Annotated in this window: 15 protein-coding genes; 6 read left to right on the top strand and 9 right to left on the bottom strand. The window is 39.9% G+C overall.

Annotated features, from left to right (window positions below; genetic code table 11):
• Nucleotides 1–14 precede the first annotated feature (14 nt).
• Together uvrC and ftsH are read right to left on the bottom strand one after the other, a co-directional pair.
• Nucleotides 15–1,910, bottom strand: a complete 1,896-nt coding sequence (gene uvrC / locus PGW42_RS10830; protein WP_117824783.1) for an excinuclease ABC subunit UvrC — start codon at nucleotides 1,908–1,910, stop codon at nucleotides 15–17.
• A 120-nt stretch (nucleotides 1,911–2,030) separates the two neighbouring features.
• Nucleotides 2,031–4,178, bottom strand: coding sequence for an ATP-dependent zinc metalloprotease FtsH (ftsH, locus tag PGW42_RS10825; RefSeq protein ID WP_270203580.1), 2,148 nt, complete (start codon nucleotides 4,176–4,178; stop codon nucleotides 2,031–2,033).
• 159 nt (nucleotides 4,179–4,337) lie between these two features.
• Between ftsH and PGW42_RS10820 the strand changes: the two genes are divergently transcribed.
• Together PGW42_RS10820 and PGW42_RS10815 are read left to right on the top strand one after the other, a co-directional pair.
• The gene (locus tag PGW42_RS10820; protein WP_270203579.1) at nucleotides 4,338–5,816 is read left to right on the top strand and encodes a DUF1846 domain-containing protein; all 1,479 of its coding nucleotides are present in this window, start codon (nucleotides 4,338–4,340) and stop codon (nucleotides 5,814–5,816) included.
• A gap of 292 nt (nucleotides 5,817–6,108) precedes the next feature.
• Nucleotides 6,109–7,719: a CTP synthase gene (locus PGW42_RS10815; protein ID WP_270203578.1), complete on the top strand. Its 1,611-nt coding sequence runs from the start codon at nucleotides 6,109–6,111 to the stop codon at nucleotides 7,717–7,719.
• A 279-nt stretch (nucleotides 7,720–7,998) separates the two neighbouring features.
• Here the strand turns inward: PGW42_RS10815 and PGW42_RS10810 are convergent, their stop codons facing one another.
• From PGW42_RS10810 to PGW42_RS10790, 5 genes are all read right to left on the bottom strand, one after another.
• A complete protein-coding gene (locus PGW42_RS10810) occupies nucleotides 7,999–9,039 on the bottom strand; it encodes a D-alanine--D-alanine ligase family protein (protein WP_270203577.1) in 1,041 nt (346 codons plus the stop codon).
• 119 nt (nucleotides 9,040–9,158) lie between these two features.
• Entirely contained in the window at nucleotides 9,159–9,881 is a 723-nt protein-coding gene (locus tag PGW42_RS10805; RefSeq protein WP_055156476.1) for an HAD family hydrolase, read from the bottom strand.
• Nucleotides 9,881–10,546 carry a DUF1847 domain-containing protein gene (locus PGW42_RS10800; protein ID WP_055156474.1) on the bottom strand — a complete coding sequence of 222 codons (666 nt, stop codon included), beginning with the start codon at nucleotides 10,544–10,546 and terminating at the stop codon, nucleotides 9,881–9,883. Before PGW42_RS10800 ends, PGW42_RS10805 begins: the two co-directional genes overlap by 1 nt.
• A 171-nt stretch (nucleotides 10,547–10,717) precedes the next feature.
• Nucleotides 10,718–11,353 carry a DUF5052 family protein gene (locus PGW42_RS10795; RefSeq protein WP_008374432.1) on the bottom strand — a complete coding sequence of 212 codons (636 nt, stop codon included), beginning with the start codon at nucleotides 11,351–11,353 and terminating at the stop codon, nucleotides 10,718–10,720.
• A gap of 47 nt (nucleotides 11,354–11,400) precedes the next feature.
• Entirely contained in the window at nucleotides 11,401–12,618 is a 1,218-nt protein-coding gene (locus PGW42_RS10790; protein WP_055156470.1) for a hypothetical protein, read from the bottom strand.
• A gap of 234 nt (nucleotides 12,619–12,852) precedes the next feature.
• Here PGW42_RS10790 and PGW42_RS10785 point away from each other — a divergent pair, with 234 nt between their 5' ends.
• The 4 genes from PGW42_RS10785 to PGW42_RS10770 are packed head-to-tail and all read left to right on the top strand — an operon-like array spanning nucleotide 12,853 to nucleotide 16,453.
• On the top strand, nucleotides 12,853–14,118 hold the full coding sequence (locus tag PGW42_RS10785; RefSeq protein ID WP_008374424.1) for an extracellular solute-binding protein: 1,266 nt from the start codon (nucleotides 12,853–12,855) through the stop codon (nucleotides 14,116–14,118).
• A 26-nt stretch (nucleotides 14,119–14,144) separates the two neighbouring features.
• A complete protein-coding gene (locus PGW42_RS10780) occupies nucleotides 14,145–15,002 on the top strand; it encodes a carbohydrate ABC transporter permease (protein WP_008374422.1) in 858 nt (285 codons plus the stop codon).
• Nucleotides 14,995–15,771: a carbohydrate ABC transporter permease gene (locus tag PGW42_RS10775; protein WP_022220100.1), complete on the top strand. Its 777-nt coding sequence runs from the start codon at nucleotides 14,995–14,997 to the stop codon at nucleotides 15,769–15,771. The genes PGW42_RS10780 and PGW42_RS10775 overlap by 8 nt, the downstream gene beginning before the upstream one ends.
• A gap of 4 nt (nucleotides 15,772–15,775) precedes the next feature.
• The gene (locus tag PGW42_RS10770) at nucleotides 15,776–16,453 is read left to right on the top strand and encodes a hypothetical protein (protein ID WP_008374417.1); all 678 of its coding nucleotides are present in this window, start codon (nucleotides 15,776–15,778) and stop codon (nucleotides 16,451–16,453) included.
• A gap of 74 nt (nucleotides 16,454–16,527) precedes the next feature.
• On the opposite strand, the gene PGW42_RS10765 is transcribed toward PGW42_RS10770, so the two are convergent.
• Nucleotides 16,528–18,060, bottom strand: a complete 1,533-nt coding sequence (locus PGW42_RS10765) for an AAA family ATPase (protein ID WP_270203576.1) — start codon at nucleotides 18,058–18,060, stop codon at nucleotides 16,528–16,530.
• Between the two features lie 78 nt (nucleotides 18,061–18,138).
• Nucleotides 18,139–18,609, bottom strand: a complete 471-nt coding sequence (locus tag PGW42_RS10760; protein WP_270203575.1) for a hypothetical protein — start codon at nucleotides 18,607–18,609, stop codon at nucleotides 18,139–18,141.
• Nucleotides 18,610–19,005 lie beyond the last annotated feature (396 nt).

The following is a 19,005-nucleotide window of genomic DNA, read 5'->3' as shown; positions in this document are numbered from 1 at the left end:
AGTCCTGTCTCCTTTTATTGTTCTTCCATCCGAGTAGCTTCTGTATCTTCCATTTCGCTTCCTCTGAAAAAATTATACACGCTTTTGGCTGATTTTTCATCCATTGATGGAATTTTTTTCAAATCTTCCACCTCTGCATTCTTAATCTCATCCAGACTGGCAAATGTCCGCATCAGTGCTTTTCTTCTCGCAGGTCCGATTCCCGGAATATCATCCAGGATCGAATGCACTTGTCCCTGACTACGCAGTTTCCGGTGAAATTCTATAGCAAATCTGTGCGCCTCATCCTGCACTCTTGTGATCAGTCGAAACCCTTCGGAATTGCGGTCGATCGGAATCTCGATATTCTGATAGTAGAGTCCTCTCGTCCGATGGTGGTCATCTTTGACCATACCGCATACCGGAATGGATATATGAAGTTCATCCAGTACTTCCAGTGCTATATTAACCTGTCCTTTTCCACCATCCATCATGATCAGATCCGGAAAAACATTAAAACTTCCCAGCTCTTTCCCGCTTTTCTGTTCCTCCAGACCATGCCGGAATCTTCTGGTGAGGACCTCACGCATACTTGCATAATCATCCGCCCCCTGCACACCCTTAATGTGGAACTTACGATAATCGTTTCGTTTCGGTTTTCCCCTCTCATAAACGATCATCGACCCTACCGAGGCAAATCCATTGGTATTGGAAATATCATACGCCTCCATACGCACCAGGTTATTAAGATCAAGCAACTTTTCTATTTCTTTTACTGCACCGATCGTTCTTCCTTCTTCACGCTTGATACGCTCCTTATCTTTTTCCAGTACCATCTTTGCATTTTTCGCCGCAAGCTCAACAAGCTTTTCTTTTTCCCCTTTTTTCGGGATACGGAAATGAACCTTATGCCCACGTTTTTCTCCAAGCCATGCTTCCAGGATCTCCCGCTCTTCCGGTTCTACCGGAAGCATCAGTTCGCCCGGAATATATGGCGTTCCGGCATAAAACTGCTTAATAAAGCTGGAGAGGATCTCTGCATTTTCATCTCCCTGGGCAATCCGCAGATAAAAATGATCTCTGCCGATCAGACGACCATTGCGGATAAAGAATACCTGTACCACCGCATCCTCATGCTCTCTTGCAAGAGCCACAATATCCCGGTCCTCGCCCCCTGTATCGGTAATCTTCTGCTTCTGTGCAATCTGCTTCACGCTGTGCAGAAGCTCCCGGTATTCAATTGCTTTCTCAAATTCCAGATCATCCGATGCCTCCTGCATCTTTTTCTCCAGATCCTTTAAGATTTTATCATAATTTCCTCCCAGGAATTTGAGTACTTCATCAACCGACTCTCTGTATTTTTCCTGCGAAATATACCCCTGACACGGTGCATCGCACTGCTTGATATGATGATAGAGACAGCATCTTTCTTTCCCGATATCGCGCGGAAGGATGCGGTTACAGCTACGCAGACGGTAAAGCTTCCGGATCAGTTCGATCGTATCTTTTACCGCCGTCACACTGGTATAAGGGCCGAAATACTTTGACTTGTCCTTCTTCATCTGCCTTGCCATCATAATCCTTGGATATGCTTCGCCGGTTGTCACTTTGATAAATGGATAACTCTTATCATCCATCAGCATCGTATTGTACTTTGGCCGGTGTTCCTTGATCAGATTGCATTCCAGAACCAGTGCTTCCAGTTCCGAATCCGTCACGATATACTCAAACCGGGTGATATGCGTCACCATCTGGTCAATCTTGGCTCCCCTGTTCCTGCTCGGCTGAAAATACTGTCTGACACGGTTCTTCAGGCTGATCGCCTTTCCAACATAAATGATCTCGTCCTTTTCCCCATGCATCAGATAGACTCCCGGTTTCCCAGGAAGTTTTTTAAGTTCGTCTTCAATAATAAATGTCTGATTTTCCATAGTCACATTATACCTTGCTTCCTGCAGACAATACAAGTCATTCTTTCAAAAGAATCTACAGAAAAAAAGAGGCTCCAGAACCTATTGTTCTGAAACCTCTGCATCTTCTGTTATTTTAGACTAGTCACGCTTCTGCGGAAGGATGAATCCGTCTTCGTCTCTTTCTACTTTCTTCTGCGTTTCTTTCTCTTCCTGCTGTGCAGCTTCGGTATCTGCCTCTTTCTTCGGCATCTCGATCGTCTGCTCTTTTACAGAATTCTCTTCTTTCTTTTCTTCCGGTTCCGGAATTCCTTCACATCTGCGGTAAATCTTCATGAATTCTTTTCCGGTGATCGTCTCTTTCTCAATCAGGAATCCGGCGATCTGATCCATCGTTTCACGATGCTCGGAAAGCATTCTCTTCGCTTCTGCATATGCTCCCTTCAGCATCTTCATAACTTCCTGATCGATTTCTGCCGCGGTTGCCTCTCCGCAGTTCATAACAGCTCTTCCGTCCAGATAGCGGTTCTGGATAGATTCCAGTCCGATAAGTCCGAATTTTTCAGACATACCATACTGTGTTACCATCGCTCTTGCAATCTTGGTTGCCTGCTCAATATCGTTCGATGCTCCGGTTGTAACTGTGTCAAACACCAGTTCCTCTGCTGCACGTCCTGCAAGGGCTGTCACCAGCATTGCTTCCAGCTCAGCCTTGGTATTCAGGAACTTCTCTTCCTCCGGTGTCTGCATCACATAACCGAGTGCACCCATGGTTCTCGGAACGATTGTAATCTTCTGTACCGGTTCTGCGTCCTTCTGAAGGGCAGTTACCAGTGCATGACCGACTTCATGGTATGATACGATACGGCGTTCTTTCTGGCTCATGATACGGTCTTTCTTCTCTTTACCCACAAGAACGACCTCAACAGCCTCAAAAAGGTCTGCCTGGGATACAACATTTCTTCCTTTTTTTACTGCATTGATCGCAGCCTCGTTGATCATATTGGCAAGATCAGAACCGACTGCCCCGGAAGTTGCAAGTGCAATCTCTTCCAGATTGACTGTTTCATCCATCTTAACATCTTTGGCATGTACTTTCAGGACATCAATACGTCCCTTGAGATCTGGCTTATCTACGATGATACGTCTGTCAAATCTTCCCGGACGGAGAAGCGCCGGATCCAGGATCTCCGGACGGTTCGTTGCCGCAAGAAGCAGAAGACCTTTATTACTGTCAAATCCATCCATCTCTGCAAGGAGCTGATTCAGTGTCTGTTCTCTTTCATCATTACCACCAAGCTGTGAATCTCTGCTTTTTCCGATCGCATCGATCTCATCGATAAAAATAATACACGGCGCCATCTGCTGTGCCTGCTTAAAGAGGTCACGTACTCTTGACGCTCCGACACCGACATACATCTCAACAAATGCAGAACCCGAAAGAGAGAAGAACGGTACTTTTGCTTCTCCGGCAACTGCTTTTGCAAGAAGTGTCTTACCGGTTCCGGGAGGACCTACAAGAAGTGCTCCTTTCGGAAGCTTCGCTCCGATTCCGGTGTATTTGCCAGGGTTATGCAGGAAATCGACTACTTCCTGCAAGGATTCTTTTGCTTCATCCTGACCGGCTACATCCTTAAATGTGACTCCGGTAGATTTTTCCACATACATCTTGGCATTGCTCTTTCCAACGCCCATCATGCCGCCACCCTTTGTCATACGGCGCATCAGCATCACGCCCAGACCGATCATGATCACAAGCGGAACAATGTTGACCAGAAGATTCATCACCATATAAGATGTAGAATCCGGTATCTTCTGTTCATACTCAACACCTGCTTTATACAGTCTGTCCGAAAGGGTATCATCCTTCACAATACCGGTATAATACTGCTTCCTTGTCACATTACTGAACAGACCTGTACTGTCATCGCTGCTGTCCTTACTGCTGCTGTCGTTGTTATCTGCTACAGAACCTTCGACCACATCGCTCTCCGAAGCGCCTTTTTTCTTGCTGTTCTTCATCTCAGCTTCTGTCTTCGCTGTGATCACAATCTTGTCATCCTCGATCACAACTTTCTTAATTTCCCCGGAATCTACCATGTTCAGGAACTGATCATAGGTAATCTCCCGGGCATCTGTGTCTTCCCGGAACTGATACAACGCAAATACGATAAACGAGATCAGCATAACGGTAAATAATATAATATTCCATCTTTGGCGGTTATTTTTATTATTCGGGTTATTATTTCCCGGAAGGTTTTGCTTATTTCTATTATTCTGGTTATCCATACCTACCTCCTAAGTGTCGTCCTCTCTATTATAAGTAGGCGTTTTTTAGAAATCAATGAAAAATTTATGAAAAGATTGTAAAAAAGTCATATTTTATAGTATACTAGGTTTGAATTGCTTCTATGAAAGTAAAATTATGGACAAAAAGGATGGAACTTTATGAAAATTGGGTTTGATAATGAAAAATACCTGCAAATGCAGTCTTCTCACATTCGTGAGCGAATCAATCAGTTTGACAACAAACTGTATCTCGAATTCGGTGGAAAGCTTTTCGATGACTATCATGCTTCCCGCGTGCTTCCTGGATTTCAGCCGGACAGCAAATTACATTTACTAAAAGAATTATCGGATACCGCAGAGATTGTGATCGTTATCAGTGCAGCCGATATTGAGGCCAACAAAGTCCGCGGTGATCTTGGGATCACTTATGACACTGACGTTCTCCGTCTGAAAGACGAATTTGAAGCCAATGGTCTCTTTGTCGGAAGTGTTGTTATCACACAGTACTCCGGACAGAACAGTGCCGATCTTTTCAAAGGACGTCTGGAAAAGCTTGGCATTAAAGTTTATATCCATTATGTAATAGAAGGTTATCCTTCCAACATCCCGCTGATCGTAAGTGACGAAGGATACGGAAGGAACGAATATATTGAGACAAGCAGACCTCTGGTTGTCATCACCGCACCTGGACCTGGAAGTGGAAAGATGGCTACCTGCCTTTCCCAGCTCTATCATGAGCACAAGCACGGAGTCCGTGCAGGATATGCCAAATTCGAAACCTTCCCGATCTGGAATATCCCGTTAAAGCATCCGGTCAACTTAGCATATGAAGCAGCTACTGCTGACCTTAACGATGTAAATATGATCGACCCGTTCCATCTGGAAGCTTACGGTGTTACTACCGTCAACTACAACCGTGACGTAGAGATCTTCCCTGTACTGAGTGCAATTTTTGAGCGCATTTACGGAGAAAATCCATACAAATCACCAACAGACATGGGTGTTAACATGGCTGGTAACTGCATCTGTGACGATGAAGTCTGCAAAGAAGCTTCCCGTCAGGAGATCATTCGCCGCTACTACCGCACCATGGACCGTTTCCTTTCCGGTGAATGCCCGAAGGAAGAGACTTATAAGGTCGAGCTTCTGATGAATCAGGCAGGAGTTACCGTACATGACCGTAAGGTTGTTGATGCCGCTCTTGCACGCGCTGAAGAAACCGGTGCACCGGCTGCCGCTCTGGAGCTTCCGGACGGACGCATCGTAACAGGAAAAACCTCTGACCTGCTTGGCGCATCTGCTGCCCTGATCCTGAACGCCTTAAAAGAACTCGCCGGAATCGATCATGATATGCACCTGATCTCACCGACTGCCCTGGAACCGATCCAGAAAGTTAAAACCGAATTCCTTGGAAGCAAGAACCCAAGACTTCACATCGATGAAGCTCTGATTGCACTTTCTATCAGTGCCTCTTCCAATCCGGTTGCTGAACAGGCACTCAGACAAGTCCCGAATTTAAAAGGCTGCCAGGCTCATGTATCCGTTATGCTTGCAAATGTAGATATCCGTCTGTTCCAGAAGTTATCCATCCAGGTTACATCTGAACCGAGATACGAGAAAAAACCGATCTATCAGTAGACAAATATTATATTTTTGATTTTTATACACCCATTTCAAAAAAAATTGTTGTATTTTTTTCTGGAATGGGTGTATACTTTTAAAGTATTTTATAGGGGAATTGATTTCAAGGGGAAATCAAAGTAGCGAGGGAGCCACATAAATTTGTTTTTATGGGGTTTTTTTCTATTTTTATCTGTCAGAAGGTTATACCGGACTTTTCTGATGAATAGAAATCGCATTCTATCTTATTTTTTACAGAACACAATGAGTAGTAGACAAAAAAAATTACCATAAGGAGGGAACTGGAACTATGGCAGTTAAGTATGTATTTGTTACCGGAGGCGTTGTCTCAGGTCTTGGAAAAGGAATCACAGCAGCTTCTCTTGGGCGTCTGCTCAAGGCACGCGGGTACACAGTTACAATGCAGAAATTTGATCCGTACATCAACATTGACCCGGGTACAATGAATCCGGTACAACACGGTGAAGTTTTTGTAACAGACGATGGAGCGGAGACAGACCTTGACCTTGGACATTATGAAAGATTTATCGATGAAAGTCTTACCAAGAACTCGAATGTAACGACAGGAAAGATTTACTGGTCCGTTCTTCAGAAAGAACGTCGTGGAGATTTTGGTGGAGGAACCGTACAGGTCATCCCGCATATCACGAATGAGATCAAGAGCCGTTTCTATCGCAACCCTGCAGCTACAGATACCGAGATTGCGATCATCGAAGTCGGTGGAACCGTCGGAGACATCGAAAGCCAGCCTTTCCTGGAATCTATCCGCCAGTTCCAACATGATATGGGACATGACAATGTTGCGCTGATCCACGTCACACTGATCCCATATCTGCATGCTTCCCAGGAGATGAAGACCAAACCGACTCAGGCAAGCGTAAAAGAATTACAGGGAATGGGAATCCAGCCGGATATTCTGGTCTGCCGTTCTGAGCATCCACTGGATCAGGGAATCAAAGACAAGATCGCCCTCTTCTGTAACGTGCCATCTGATCACGTTCTTCAGAACCTGGATGTAGAATATCTTTACGAAGCACCACTCGCCATGGAAGAAGAACATCTCGCTTCCGTTGTATGCGAATGCCTGAAGCTTGACTGTCCGGAACCGGATCTGAAAGACTGGAAAGAGATGGTCGAATGCCTGAAGCATCCGACACAAGATGTAACAGTCGCCCTGGTCGGCAAATATATCCAGCTCCATGACGCATATATCAGTGTTGTTGAAGCATTAAAACATGGCGGCATCTACAGCCACACAACCGTAAATATCAAATGGGTTGACTCTGAAACCGTCACACCAGAAAATGTCGATGAACTTCTCGGTGATGTAAGTGGTATCCTCGTACCTGGTGGATTCGGTGACCGTGGTATCGAAGGTAAGATCGAAGCCATCAAATATGCAAGAACACACAAGATTCCTTTCCTCGGTCTCTGCCTCGGTATGCAGCTTGCTATCGTAGAATTTGCAAGAGATGTTGTTGGATATCATGATGCACACAGCGTAGAACTGAATCCAAACACTACACATCCGGTCATCCACATCATGCCTGACCAAATCGGTATTGAAGATATCGGTGGAACCCTTCGTCTTGGTTCTTATCCTTGTGTTCTTAACAAAGAATCAAAAGCTTATAAATTATATGGAAAAGAAGAAATCCACGAACGTCATCGTCATCGTTATGAAGTCAACAATGACTACCGTGATGCTCTTACCCAGAACGGTATGCTCTTATCCGGACTTTCTCCGGACGGCAGAATCGTAGAGATGGTGGAAATTCCGGAACATCCTTGGTTCATCGGAACACAGGCACATCCGGAACTCAAATCCCGTCCGAACAAACCACATCCGCTGTTTAAGGGATTTGTGGAAGCTTCTCTGGAATATAGTAAAGAGAAGTAACAAAGTGAAATTATATCGTTTCTAAGTAAAAGAAACTCCAGAATCAGCAGTATAAAATTGATTCTGGAGTTTTTCTTTATTCATTCTTTTTTAACTATTTTAGAATTCCGTATATACATATGATTGATAAGATCGGTCCAAACCATTTCACTATGAAAAGAAATGTGTTTTGAATGGAAAATATCCATTCACTATTTGCTGTTGAAATACCATTTCCTGTTGTAATTTGAAACTGCCGCCAATTACGGCGGCAGCAAAACATTCTTCTATTATCTGTAATTAATTTTCATCAGCAATCTCAATCAGTTTATCCAGCAGTTCAGAATAACTATATCCCAAATCTTCCATCAGCTGTGGATACATGGAAATACTTGTAAATCCCGGAAGAGTATTGATCTCATTCAGATAAATGTTATTGGTCTTCTTATCCAGGAAGAAATCCACACGGCTCAGTCCGTGTCCGTCAATTGCCTTAAAGGCACGAACAGCATACTTACGGATCTGTTCCTGAATCTCTTCATCTACTTTTGCAGGGATACATGTCTTGCTCTCTGCATCTTCATATTTGGATTCAAAGGTATAGAATTCACCGTGTGGCATGATCTGTCCGACTCTGGATACGATAATGTCATCATTTCCAAGAACGGCTGTCTCAAGCTCGATACAGTCTACACATTCTTCTACAACGATGTGTGTATCATACTTCGCAGCTTCTTCCAGCTTTGCCATCAGATCTTCCTCTTTATCGCAGCGGTAACATCCAACACTGGATCCGGAACGGCTTGCCTTGATAAAGCACGGCATTCCAAGTTCTTTCATAATAGAAGCTTCGACTTCTTTTGTCTCTTCCATGTTTTTTTCCACTACAACCAGCTTTCCATCATTGCGCTTCTTTACATATACAGATTTGACCTGTGGGATTCCTGCACTTTCAAATACTTTCTTTGCAAAAATCTTATCCATACATGCACTGGATGCAAATACACGGCATCCTACATACGGAAGCTGTGCCAGTTCAAATAATCCCTGGATAGTTCCATCTTCTCCGTAAAGTCCGTGAAGTACCGGGAATGCAACATCCTGACTTCTCAGAAGATCGAATACACCTTCTACCACTTCTGCTCCGTCAAGCCAGGTATCTTTTGACAGGTCATTATCTTCCTGCTTTAAGATGTACCATTTCCCATCTTTTGCAATGCCGACAAGTGTAATCTCATATTTATCTTTATCCAGATGCTTCATCACTGAATTACAGGAAATTCGTGAAATTGAATGCTCACTGGACTGTCCGCCACAAACAACAAGTAACTTTTTCTTCATATCAGTTTCCCTCTGTTTCTTATCATATACTCTTCTCCGGTTCCCTCCGGATACTACTTAGAATAATTTACCACGTCCGCCATGCATTTACAATAAAAGTTTGGAATTTCAATAAATTTTTAAGCATTTTCCAGGCTTTCCACAAATGCAAACAGCTCTTCCATCGATCCCTGGTAATCGCTTTCGATTGGAAGATCCTTTTTATTTTCCTTCGTATCTGTAACAAGGAATGTCTTTACGCCGAGTTTCCGAATTGCAAGATCCTCTTCCACGTCATTTCCTACCATCAAACACTCTTCCGGTCTAAGATGAAACTGTTCAAGAATTGTTCGGTAATAGTCCACATTTGGCTTGCAGTAACAATTATCCTCATAAGTTGTGATCAGCTCAAAATCCTCTGCATCCAATCCCGCCCATTTGATCCGGTTCATCGTTGCCACCTTTGGAAATACCGGATTGGTTGCAAGGTAGGTGCGGATTCCTTTTTCCTTTGCCTTTTTCACAACCTTGTCCGACAGACTGTTTGGCTGCGTCACCGCAATTGCCTGGTTAAATTCATTTGCATAGAAATCAAGGGCAATCCGTTCAGAATTCTCCGAATCCGTCGGAAGCAGTTCGTCCATATACTGCCAGAATGCTTCCCGGTTGGTACAACTTCCGTCATTATTCACCATCGCTCCATAGCCCTTCCACACGGATGCAATAAATGCTTTCGGATCAAAGGAAATCCCCTCGGATATATATTTTTTTGCCAGAAGCGGCATATAAAAGGTAACAAATTCGTCCTGGTTCATCGGAAGCAGCGTTCCGTCAAGATCAAATAAAATATGTCGAATGTGCATTATTCTTCCTCCAGATTCAGATGATGTAACTTTTTGTAATAAGAGTCCAGCGTATACAAAGCAGCCACCGGATTATTTCCAAGCACCCGATCCTTTACAACCAGCGTTGTACTCGGCGCCTCGGCATATTTGTAAAAGAGGCTGTCATGTCCCACGCAAAGTCCCATCACGATATTGATGTCCGTCTTCTCTTTGTTCAGCATCTGCGCCTGCAGGATTGGGTTACACATATGAACTCCGACCTCCTCGCAGCGTTCCGGAATGCCGACCTCGGTCTTTGGAACTTCTCCGATCTTACAGCCCACACCGTACACTTCAAAGCCGTATTCTCTCAAAAGTCCTGCCAGCAGGTGGCTTTCCTTTAAGAGTCCCACACAGCTTGCAATTCCGATCTTCTTGGCACCCAGTTTTTTTGCCCAGCGGATCGTCTCCTCCACACGGGTTGCCTGGCAGTAAAAATCGTGCTCGATCTCGGCACTTGCACGCATGATCTTCAGATCTTTTTCATCTCCCAGATAGGTATCAAGCGCCCTCTGCCGGTCTTTCAAGTCCATATTATGTGACACGCAAAATCCCGGATATGGTTTGTTGTTCTCTATATTCTGCTTTGCATTGCATTTCTTAACATTACAGTCTATACATGATAACTTTTTTGTTTCTTCCATGTTTTTGTGCCTCCTCCTGATATACTGATAAGGATAACTGGTATTTTTGGGAAATGCAAGTTAAAATACCTCTGCTTTACCAGTCCCTCTGAAGAAAGACTAACCACCACCGTTATGATAGCACCCATGCTTTGATTATATCAGCCGTGAAATTTCACCACATTAAATTTATCAGTTGGATTCCAACAAACTCTTATCAATGATCTGGAAATTCGCCCGGTGTATGTACAACGCTTTCCCATCGATCATCAACTTCGTAAATTTCGGCAGATCATCCGGGATTTCCCAGTACACATCTTCTCCGCTATACGCTACGATTGGCTGTCCAAGCTGGGATTTGATAACAACCACTCTGGCTTTTCCAAACATATTTTTATACTTATTCAGGACACCTGCGATCGCAGTATTGTCTGTAATCTTACCGCTTGCATTGCTTTCAATATCCTCCTGCGTAAAATCCACATCCGCTTTCAACGCGTCCTGCGCAAAAATACAGGTATCACCACAACTCTCGATTTCCTTTCCATCGATTGTAATCGTAATGACAGAGGAAAGCTCATATCCCGTGATAACATTACCGTCTGAATCATAGCTTGAAGTTTCCACTGCATTTCCCTGCACATTGATCTTGTCTCCTGTGGTTGTCATTACACGATTCCCGTAATTATCATAGGTCGTGATCGTGTACGAATTCCCCACTAATTTTCCTGTAATATCGTTCAATTTGGAGCTGAGCATACTGCATCCCGCAAGCGCTATAGTCATGACTGCGCATACTGCTGCCATTGCAAATCTTTTCTTTTTCATAAATTTTCTCCTTCGTCCTTTCGCAGAATCATCTTTTTGCCATTACCTTACTTTATCTTAAGTATCCCTGTATAATTATGTAAAATGTCGTCCGGCTGCATCGCATCCGATACCATGGCAATCTCAAGCTTATACTCTGTATCCTCATCACCAATTGATCCCTGAACCGGCACATACCGGTCAAAGCAAACATTTTGTTTCTTTTTTGTTGTGACAATTATCGTGACATAATCCTCCGTTGTCTGAAGCTTGTAGTAGATATCTTCTTCCGGGAATGTATCCCTTGCCCGGTCGATCATGTCCGCATAATTGTAATATTCCGATTTTTCACCAAGACCTGTCGTTTTTTCATCGATCGCATTCTGCAGCTTTTCTAAAACTGCTGCTGTCCTTGCCTCATTTTGCCTGCACTCGATCGCTGACGTAATATTCACATACAGTGAAATAACAAGTATAATCCCAGCCATAACCGCTATTGATGTTAGCCAGACCATGGCAAGCTTTGATTTCTTTTTCTTTACTTCCTCTTTTGTGAGATGGATATTCGAAAATTCGTTTACAAAATATATCGGATTTTCATTTCCGTAAGCAATAATCGCATCGACCGTGTCATAACCTCTTTCAACACTGTATTTCTGCCATACACCATATTCTGAGTAAAACTTTTCCAGCCTGTAATAGAACGATAAAAACCATCCTGTATATCGTTTTCTCCGGATAAAAAACGCACAAATCCCGCCAATAAGAATTGCAAAATATCCGACTCCCATTACGCCATAATAAAGACCTTCTATTTTCGATACCTGCTTTTCCGGCAATACCGCAAGTAACTGATATTCCCCATTCTTTTCTTTTTCCCAGTATGTCTGAAACCGACTGCCATAAGAATATTTGATCGGATCCATTCCAAGTTCTGCAAGTGTGTAACTTACATGCTCACCTTTATTCGGATTTTTCAAGCGCAATGACTCGCCATCCTCCTGCACAACTCCAATTACGCTCTTTTTTCCTATGAGAGAATATCCTGTTACACTTTCAAACGGATCATACTGACCGGCTCCGAAAAACCATACCAGTGAAAGGATCATATAAACGACAAAGAGCTTTATGAGTTCTTTCCACACGTTATATTTTAAAGACCTTTCTATGATCTCTTTTTCATGTGCCGGGATTCCGGGCAGTGTGCTGTACCAGGAAGCGAACCGCTCTCTTTTGGTTTCCTCATCCATTGCTTTTCTTAGATTCATTGCTGTTGCAAGCTGCATCTTCTTTTCCTCCTTTGTACATCTTCTTAAGGATAACTTGTATTTTTTTGAAATGCAAGCGTCCTCTGGTATTCTTCGAAAATCAACAAAATCATACGAACTACTTCGTTTTCAAAAAATTCCTTTATTTTTTGACATCGTTTTATTTTTGTGTTAAAATTTAGATACTAAGACATATACATCATTTAAATTCAATCAATTATACTTTGTAATTTTTAAGGATGGATCATACCAATGTTCAATTTTAAATTTTATCTTCTTCCACTCCTCATCCTTTCAATTGGATTATCCGGATGTACAAAGCTAAATAAAGATGTCTCCAAAACACTCTCTATTGTTATAGAACCTGCTTTTAAGGAGCAGGTCCTTGATGCTGTAAAATATGCCACATCCAAAAATAACTCTCTGGAATTTGAAATTAAAATATTATCTCCTGATCCTGATAAAAGATCTGCAGAAATTCAGAAACTCCGTACACAGATCATGTCTGGAAAAGGTCCTGACTTATATCTTGTTAACTGTTCCACCGATGGAGCTGCGCAGATGAACGAACCTCTTTTTGAAAATCCTTATAAGGCAATGCAAAGTGGTGTATTCGCCTCATTGGATAAATATATGAAAAAAGATTCTTATTGGCAAAAGGAAAACTATAATCCGTCTTTTCTTCTCCCCGGTCAATATCAGGAAAGACAATATATTCTTCCTCTTTCCTGCCACTATAATATGTTAATCTCCGATACTGTACTTGATTATACACAGGAAAATGATACCTTAGAAGATTGGATTTCAAATATAAAAAGTTCTTCTGACCACGCTCTGAAAAATGCACTATTCGAATTAGATAATATCAGTGGTAACTGGTTTCAACCTGCTGCGGATTACAATTCCGGTCAGATTTTCTTTGATAAGGAAAAGTGGAGTAATTTCGCATTAGAATACTTATTATTTAAACAAGATTATTTAGAAAATGAAAAGACAAATAATACTGATACTAGCTCTTCGCATATTTTAATCTCATCTTTGGATGACATAAACGAACACACAACGCAAATAGACATAATCCCTGATATTCAGGGAAAAAAAATGGCTGCCATTCGTTGCTTTGGTGCTGTAAGTATGGCATCTGATTATAAAGAAGAAGCTTATCACTTCTTAATGTATTTTTTAAATAACGTAATTCAGGAATCAACTAGTACTAATGGAATGTCACTAAGCGCAAATGGTGTTCTTGGAACAGATTATCCGGTACAAGTATCTGCCATCCGTACAAAACTGTCATTCTTAGATCAGTCAAAACAGGATTTAGCTATAAAAGCATTTCAGTCCTTAGAAGGAGCATATTTTCCGACAGAAGTTGAACATTTTATTTATGAAGAGATTATAGAAAATAGTAGTTTATTATATGGTCCGCAAACTGATTTTAAAAAGATATGGCAAGATAAGCTTTCGGCTTTAGCAGACAAAGCATGGAATGATTATCATACACAGGTGACAGAATAGTTTTAAGTGAAAGCGAGCGTGATGCAATGAAAAAAAAGAAGAAGGGATTCTTACTGGCTTTCCCTGCAATATCAGGATTTCTTTTCTTTTATCTGATCCCATTTTTGATTGTTTTGTGGTATTCTGTTTCTTTTGGTATCGGAAAACGCGAATTTGTAGGTCTTGATAATTATAAAGAACTATTTAAAAATACAATGTTTTTACTGGCAGTAAAAAACACTTGTAAATATATGCTTGTTACAATACCAGTTACTTTAGGGACAGCTCTCTGTATTTCTGTAATTTTACAACAGATTACGAAAGGTCAGAAAATTTTCCGACTCTCTTTTCTTTATCCAATCATCATGCCAATCGCATCTATAGTTTTAGTCATCCAGTTTTTTTTCAAAAATAATGGTTTTTTGAATCTGATACTAAACTTTTTTTATCTTCCTGAAAAAGACTGGCTTCATACATCAAGCGCTTTTTGGATCATCTGTATTTTATATTTCTGGAAATTTGTTGGATATTATATTTTCATTTATTCTTCCAGACTTCAGATGATTCCGAAAGAATATTATGAATATGCCAGTCTTCACGGAGCCGGAAAATGGCAGAGCTTTTATTATATTACCTGTCCTATATTGTTTCCGGTTATCCTTTTTACATTAATACTCTCCATAATGAATGCATTTAAATGCTACAGAGAAGCCTTTTTACTTGGCGGAACTCATCCAGACAACAGTATTTATTTTTTACAACATTTTATGAATAATAATTTACAAAATCTGAATTACCAAAAGGTTTCCGCCAGTGCAACTATTATTACCGTATTTATTCTTTTTCTAAGTGGTCTTATCTATATGATATACTATTTTCTAAAGAGGAGGACTGCCGATGCATAAGTACAAACAGTACACCCGGCTCTTTGTTTTTTCGATCATAGCCTTTATTTTTTTATTTCCAATTATCTATCTGATTGTATTTTCAGTTTTTCATTCAGATACCGGATTTTCTCTGATGAATTATTATAAAGTTTTTCTGGCAAAACCTGATTATCTGATAAAATTTTGGAGAAGCCTTGCCATGTGTCTGATGATTGCGGCAGGACAAACTCTTTTTTCCTGTATGTCAGGAACAGCATTTGCAAAATATTCTTTTCCTCTGAAAAAATTCTGGTTTATACTATTTGCACTATTTATGATTTTACCGATTCAGGTAACACTGCTGCCGAATTATATTTTATTAGAAAAACTAAAACTTTTAAACAGTTGGAAAGCTTTGATAATCCCTGCAATATTTTCACCTTTTGGAACTGTATGGCTTACTTTCGTTTTCCAGGCAATCCCAGATTCTACACTTGATGCCGCAAGAATGGATGGCGTAAATCAGCTACAAATGATTCGCTACATTATAGTTCCAAATTCAAAACCTGCCGTTATCACATTATTTATATTAGTATTTACAGAAAGCTGGAATATGGTTGAACAGCCTATCCTTTTTCTCGAAAAAGAAACCGACTATCCCCTTTCTGTTTTTCTCGCATCACTCAATCAAAATGCTGTTGGAATTCAATCCGTCTGTGGTCTACTATGTTTACTTCCAGTGACATTTTTCTTTTTATATTACAATACAGAATTGACGGATGGACTAAAAGATATTTTATGGAGTTGATAAAATGATGAAAAAGAAAACCTGGAATGCCGGATGTATGATCCTGATTTCTTTAATGATCTGTACTATTTTATCCATCCGTATAGAAAAATGGATGCAGATACCTGTAGAGATTGCAACGATCAGTCAGACAGAAGAAGAAAAGCTTAATTCTACCATCCGTATTCCCAAAAGTTGCTATAATACCGATACAAATATGATTTTTTATCTGGCAGAGCAAGAAGGAGTATTCGGAACAAAATTTCTCGCCTTTTCAAAGGCTGTCGATCCTCTTTCCATAACCGCAGATAGTATTCTTCTTCCGGAAGAAAAAGATGAAAAAGGACAACTTTTGCAGATCATAAAATGGTCTACATATCCATTAAAAGATGGAGATGAAGTCACCATCGATCAGGAAGGGGAACATAAAAAACAGTCTGGTGAAAACAGACGTATTTTAGAAAAGCAAAAATCTTTTTTCTTTTTGTTTGGAATAACCGTCCTGATTTTAATTTTTATCTTTGCTTTTGGAATTAAAGATTTGTATAAGTTTCCTGCCGGAGATTATAGAAAATGTGTCAGAGGAATGCTACTCATTCTGATTGGATTTGGTATCTTATGGAAAATTACTGCACTTGTGAATATTCCGCGAGAATATCTGCCTCCGGAATGTATATTGGATCTGGGATTTTATTTACATTAATCTATAAAACGGATAAAGTCAAACTGCTATATGAAAAAGTTTTAAATCGCAATAGCAGTTTGACTTTCTTCTTTTTATCCTATCAATACTTTTTTTCCTTCAAATGCAAAACCATAATGATGAATCTCTTCTTTTTTTAGACCTCTGTCATATAGTTCTGCATCATAACATTTTTCTTTAATCTGTGTCAGTGCCGTCTGCACAGTGTCTTCCAACGATTCTTCTCTTTTTATATTTCTCACTTTAAATTCCATAATAATCGCCGGATACTTTTTTGTTTCTTTTATTTTAGGAATCATCATCACGTCATAACGTCCAAAACCACTTTCTCTGTTCGACCGAATCTCATAGATATCAGTCTGATCCGCAATGAGTCCCAGAACAAATCCATGATAAAATCGTTCCGGTTCATTTTGTCCTACATCAAAATAACTGAATGTTGTCATTATAATCTGATTCATATAATAGTTCATAGCATCTATATCATCACTTAATAATGCCTTCATGAACTGATTATAATTGTCAAGCTGCTCAAATACGATTTGTTCATCAAAATTAACTACGATTTCTTTTCCCTGCAGCAATTCTTCCATCTTTTCTTTGATGTCTGTGGAAGCTTTTCGAATCAGTTCATCAATCATACTATTTGAACTGGTATCTGCCCAATAAGGACGGACCTGTTTTTTATCTAAAAAATTAGTAATTGACCAAGGATTATAGATATCATGCGTATTTCCAAATACAAAACCATCATACCAGGACTTTACAAGCTTTTTCTGATTGTTCATCCCACGCTCTTCTAACGCCTGAAATACTTCTTCTTCCGAAAATCCGAAACAGGTTTCATACTCCGTTGATGTCGTTGTTACAACGTTAAGATTATTTAAATCTGAAAATACAGATTCTTTCGACACGCGTGTAATCCCTGTCATCATTGCTCTTTCCAAATATGGATTTGTCTTAAACGTTGCATTAAATAAACTTCTGATAAATGCTGTAAATTCTTTCCAATATCCATAGAGATAAGCTTCCTGCATCGGGGTATCATATTCATCCAGCAAAATAATAACTTTCTTTTTATAATACCGGCTCAGGCAATTTGCCAGATTTTTTACCGCATTACAGATTGTATCATTTGCCACCTGTTTTTTGATTCCTGGATTTTTTGCATAATAATCTAACTCTTCAAAGCATTTCCTCTCACCATCCGTAAGTTCATTACTTTCAAGCAGATACCTATGTTCTGAATAGGCTTCATTGATCGCCATGATAATCCCATCTCTGGCATCTTCATAATTACTGCCTTTAATTGCGGCAAAACTCAGAAAAATTACCGGATAGGTTCCTTGCATTTTACGATACTTTTCCTTTTTCCAGACTGCCAATCCTTTAAAAAGGTCTTCCCGTCCTGTAAATTGATTGGAAAAGAAACAATTCAGCATACTCATATTCAATGTTTTTCCAAATCTACGCGGTCTGGTGATCAAAGTAATTTCATCTTTTGATTCCCACCACTTACAGATCAGATCTGTTTTATCAATATAAAAACAATCATTCTCCCGAAGAGATACAAAATTCTGTTTTCCGATACTGATTACTTTTTGCATGAAAGATTTCCTCCCTTCCTGAATATCTATGGGTTATTACATCCTATTTGTTTCTTATCTTTCAACCGCTTATTTGTGTTAAATTTCTTTTCCTTCTGTGATGGTAAAATAGGTAAACTTTTTATGATCCATTTGAATTTTTATTGTGATGGAATGATTCTTTGATTTTTCTTCTTTTATCAATTCTAAGTCTACTTTTACAAAGTAACTATTAGATTCTTTTGTTATGTTAATGTCTATTAAATTGTAGGAATCGTATTGTTGCAGAATTTTTACTGGTAAATAATAAAATGTCTTTAAGAAAGATTGGAATGCCGCTTCTGTTATGAAGTATTTTTGCAAAGGCTGAGATAAGGATTGATTATCACTTCCGGTTTCCAGAATTTTTTTGTATTCTGTCTCTGCCCTGGAATCGTCATTTATCCATTCATATATGAAAGTAGTAATTACTTCTTTGTCCGGCTGATATTTCTGCAACGATATTATGATTATCGCACAGAGAACAATAATAGTACCAATGGAACTGGATAATCTTTTTTTCATAGGCATTATTTTAAACCTCCTTTGTTCTTTATAAATATCATATATATGATTTTTATTGATGGCAATATTTTTTACAGTTTTTCATATTTATTTTTTGCTTCATTGATACACATTTTTACATGCGTTATACTGAAAAAAATGATTGCAAAACTTAAAAGCCGGAAATGAATCAACGAAATAAGGAACTATTATTGATCTAGATACTATAAAACTCAAAAACAAGTCAACAGAATAAGAATATTTTATTGACTTAGATACTGTAAAATTCAAAGCTAATCAACGAAATATGCAGATATAGTTGATTTAGAATTTCAGAAATTAAAAACAGATCAACAAATTCGTTTTATAATGGACCCTATAGTGTGGACATGAAACTTAGATAATTAGGTCAATTCCTTAGAG

Origin of the sequence: Coprococcus sp. TM115-187 (assembly GCF_027679115.1) — a bacterium.
Classification (GTDB): Bacteria; Bacillota; Clostridia; order Lachnospirales; family Lachnospiraceae; genus Allocoprococcus; species Allocoprococcus comes.
Note: the sequence above shows the minus strand (reverse complement) of the source record. Positions and strands in the feature narration are given on the sequence as shown.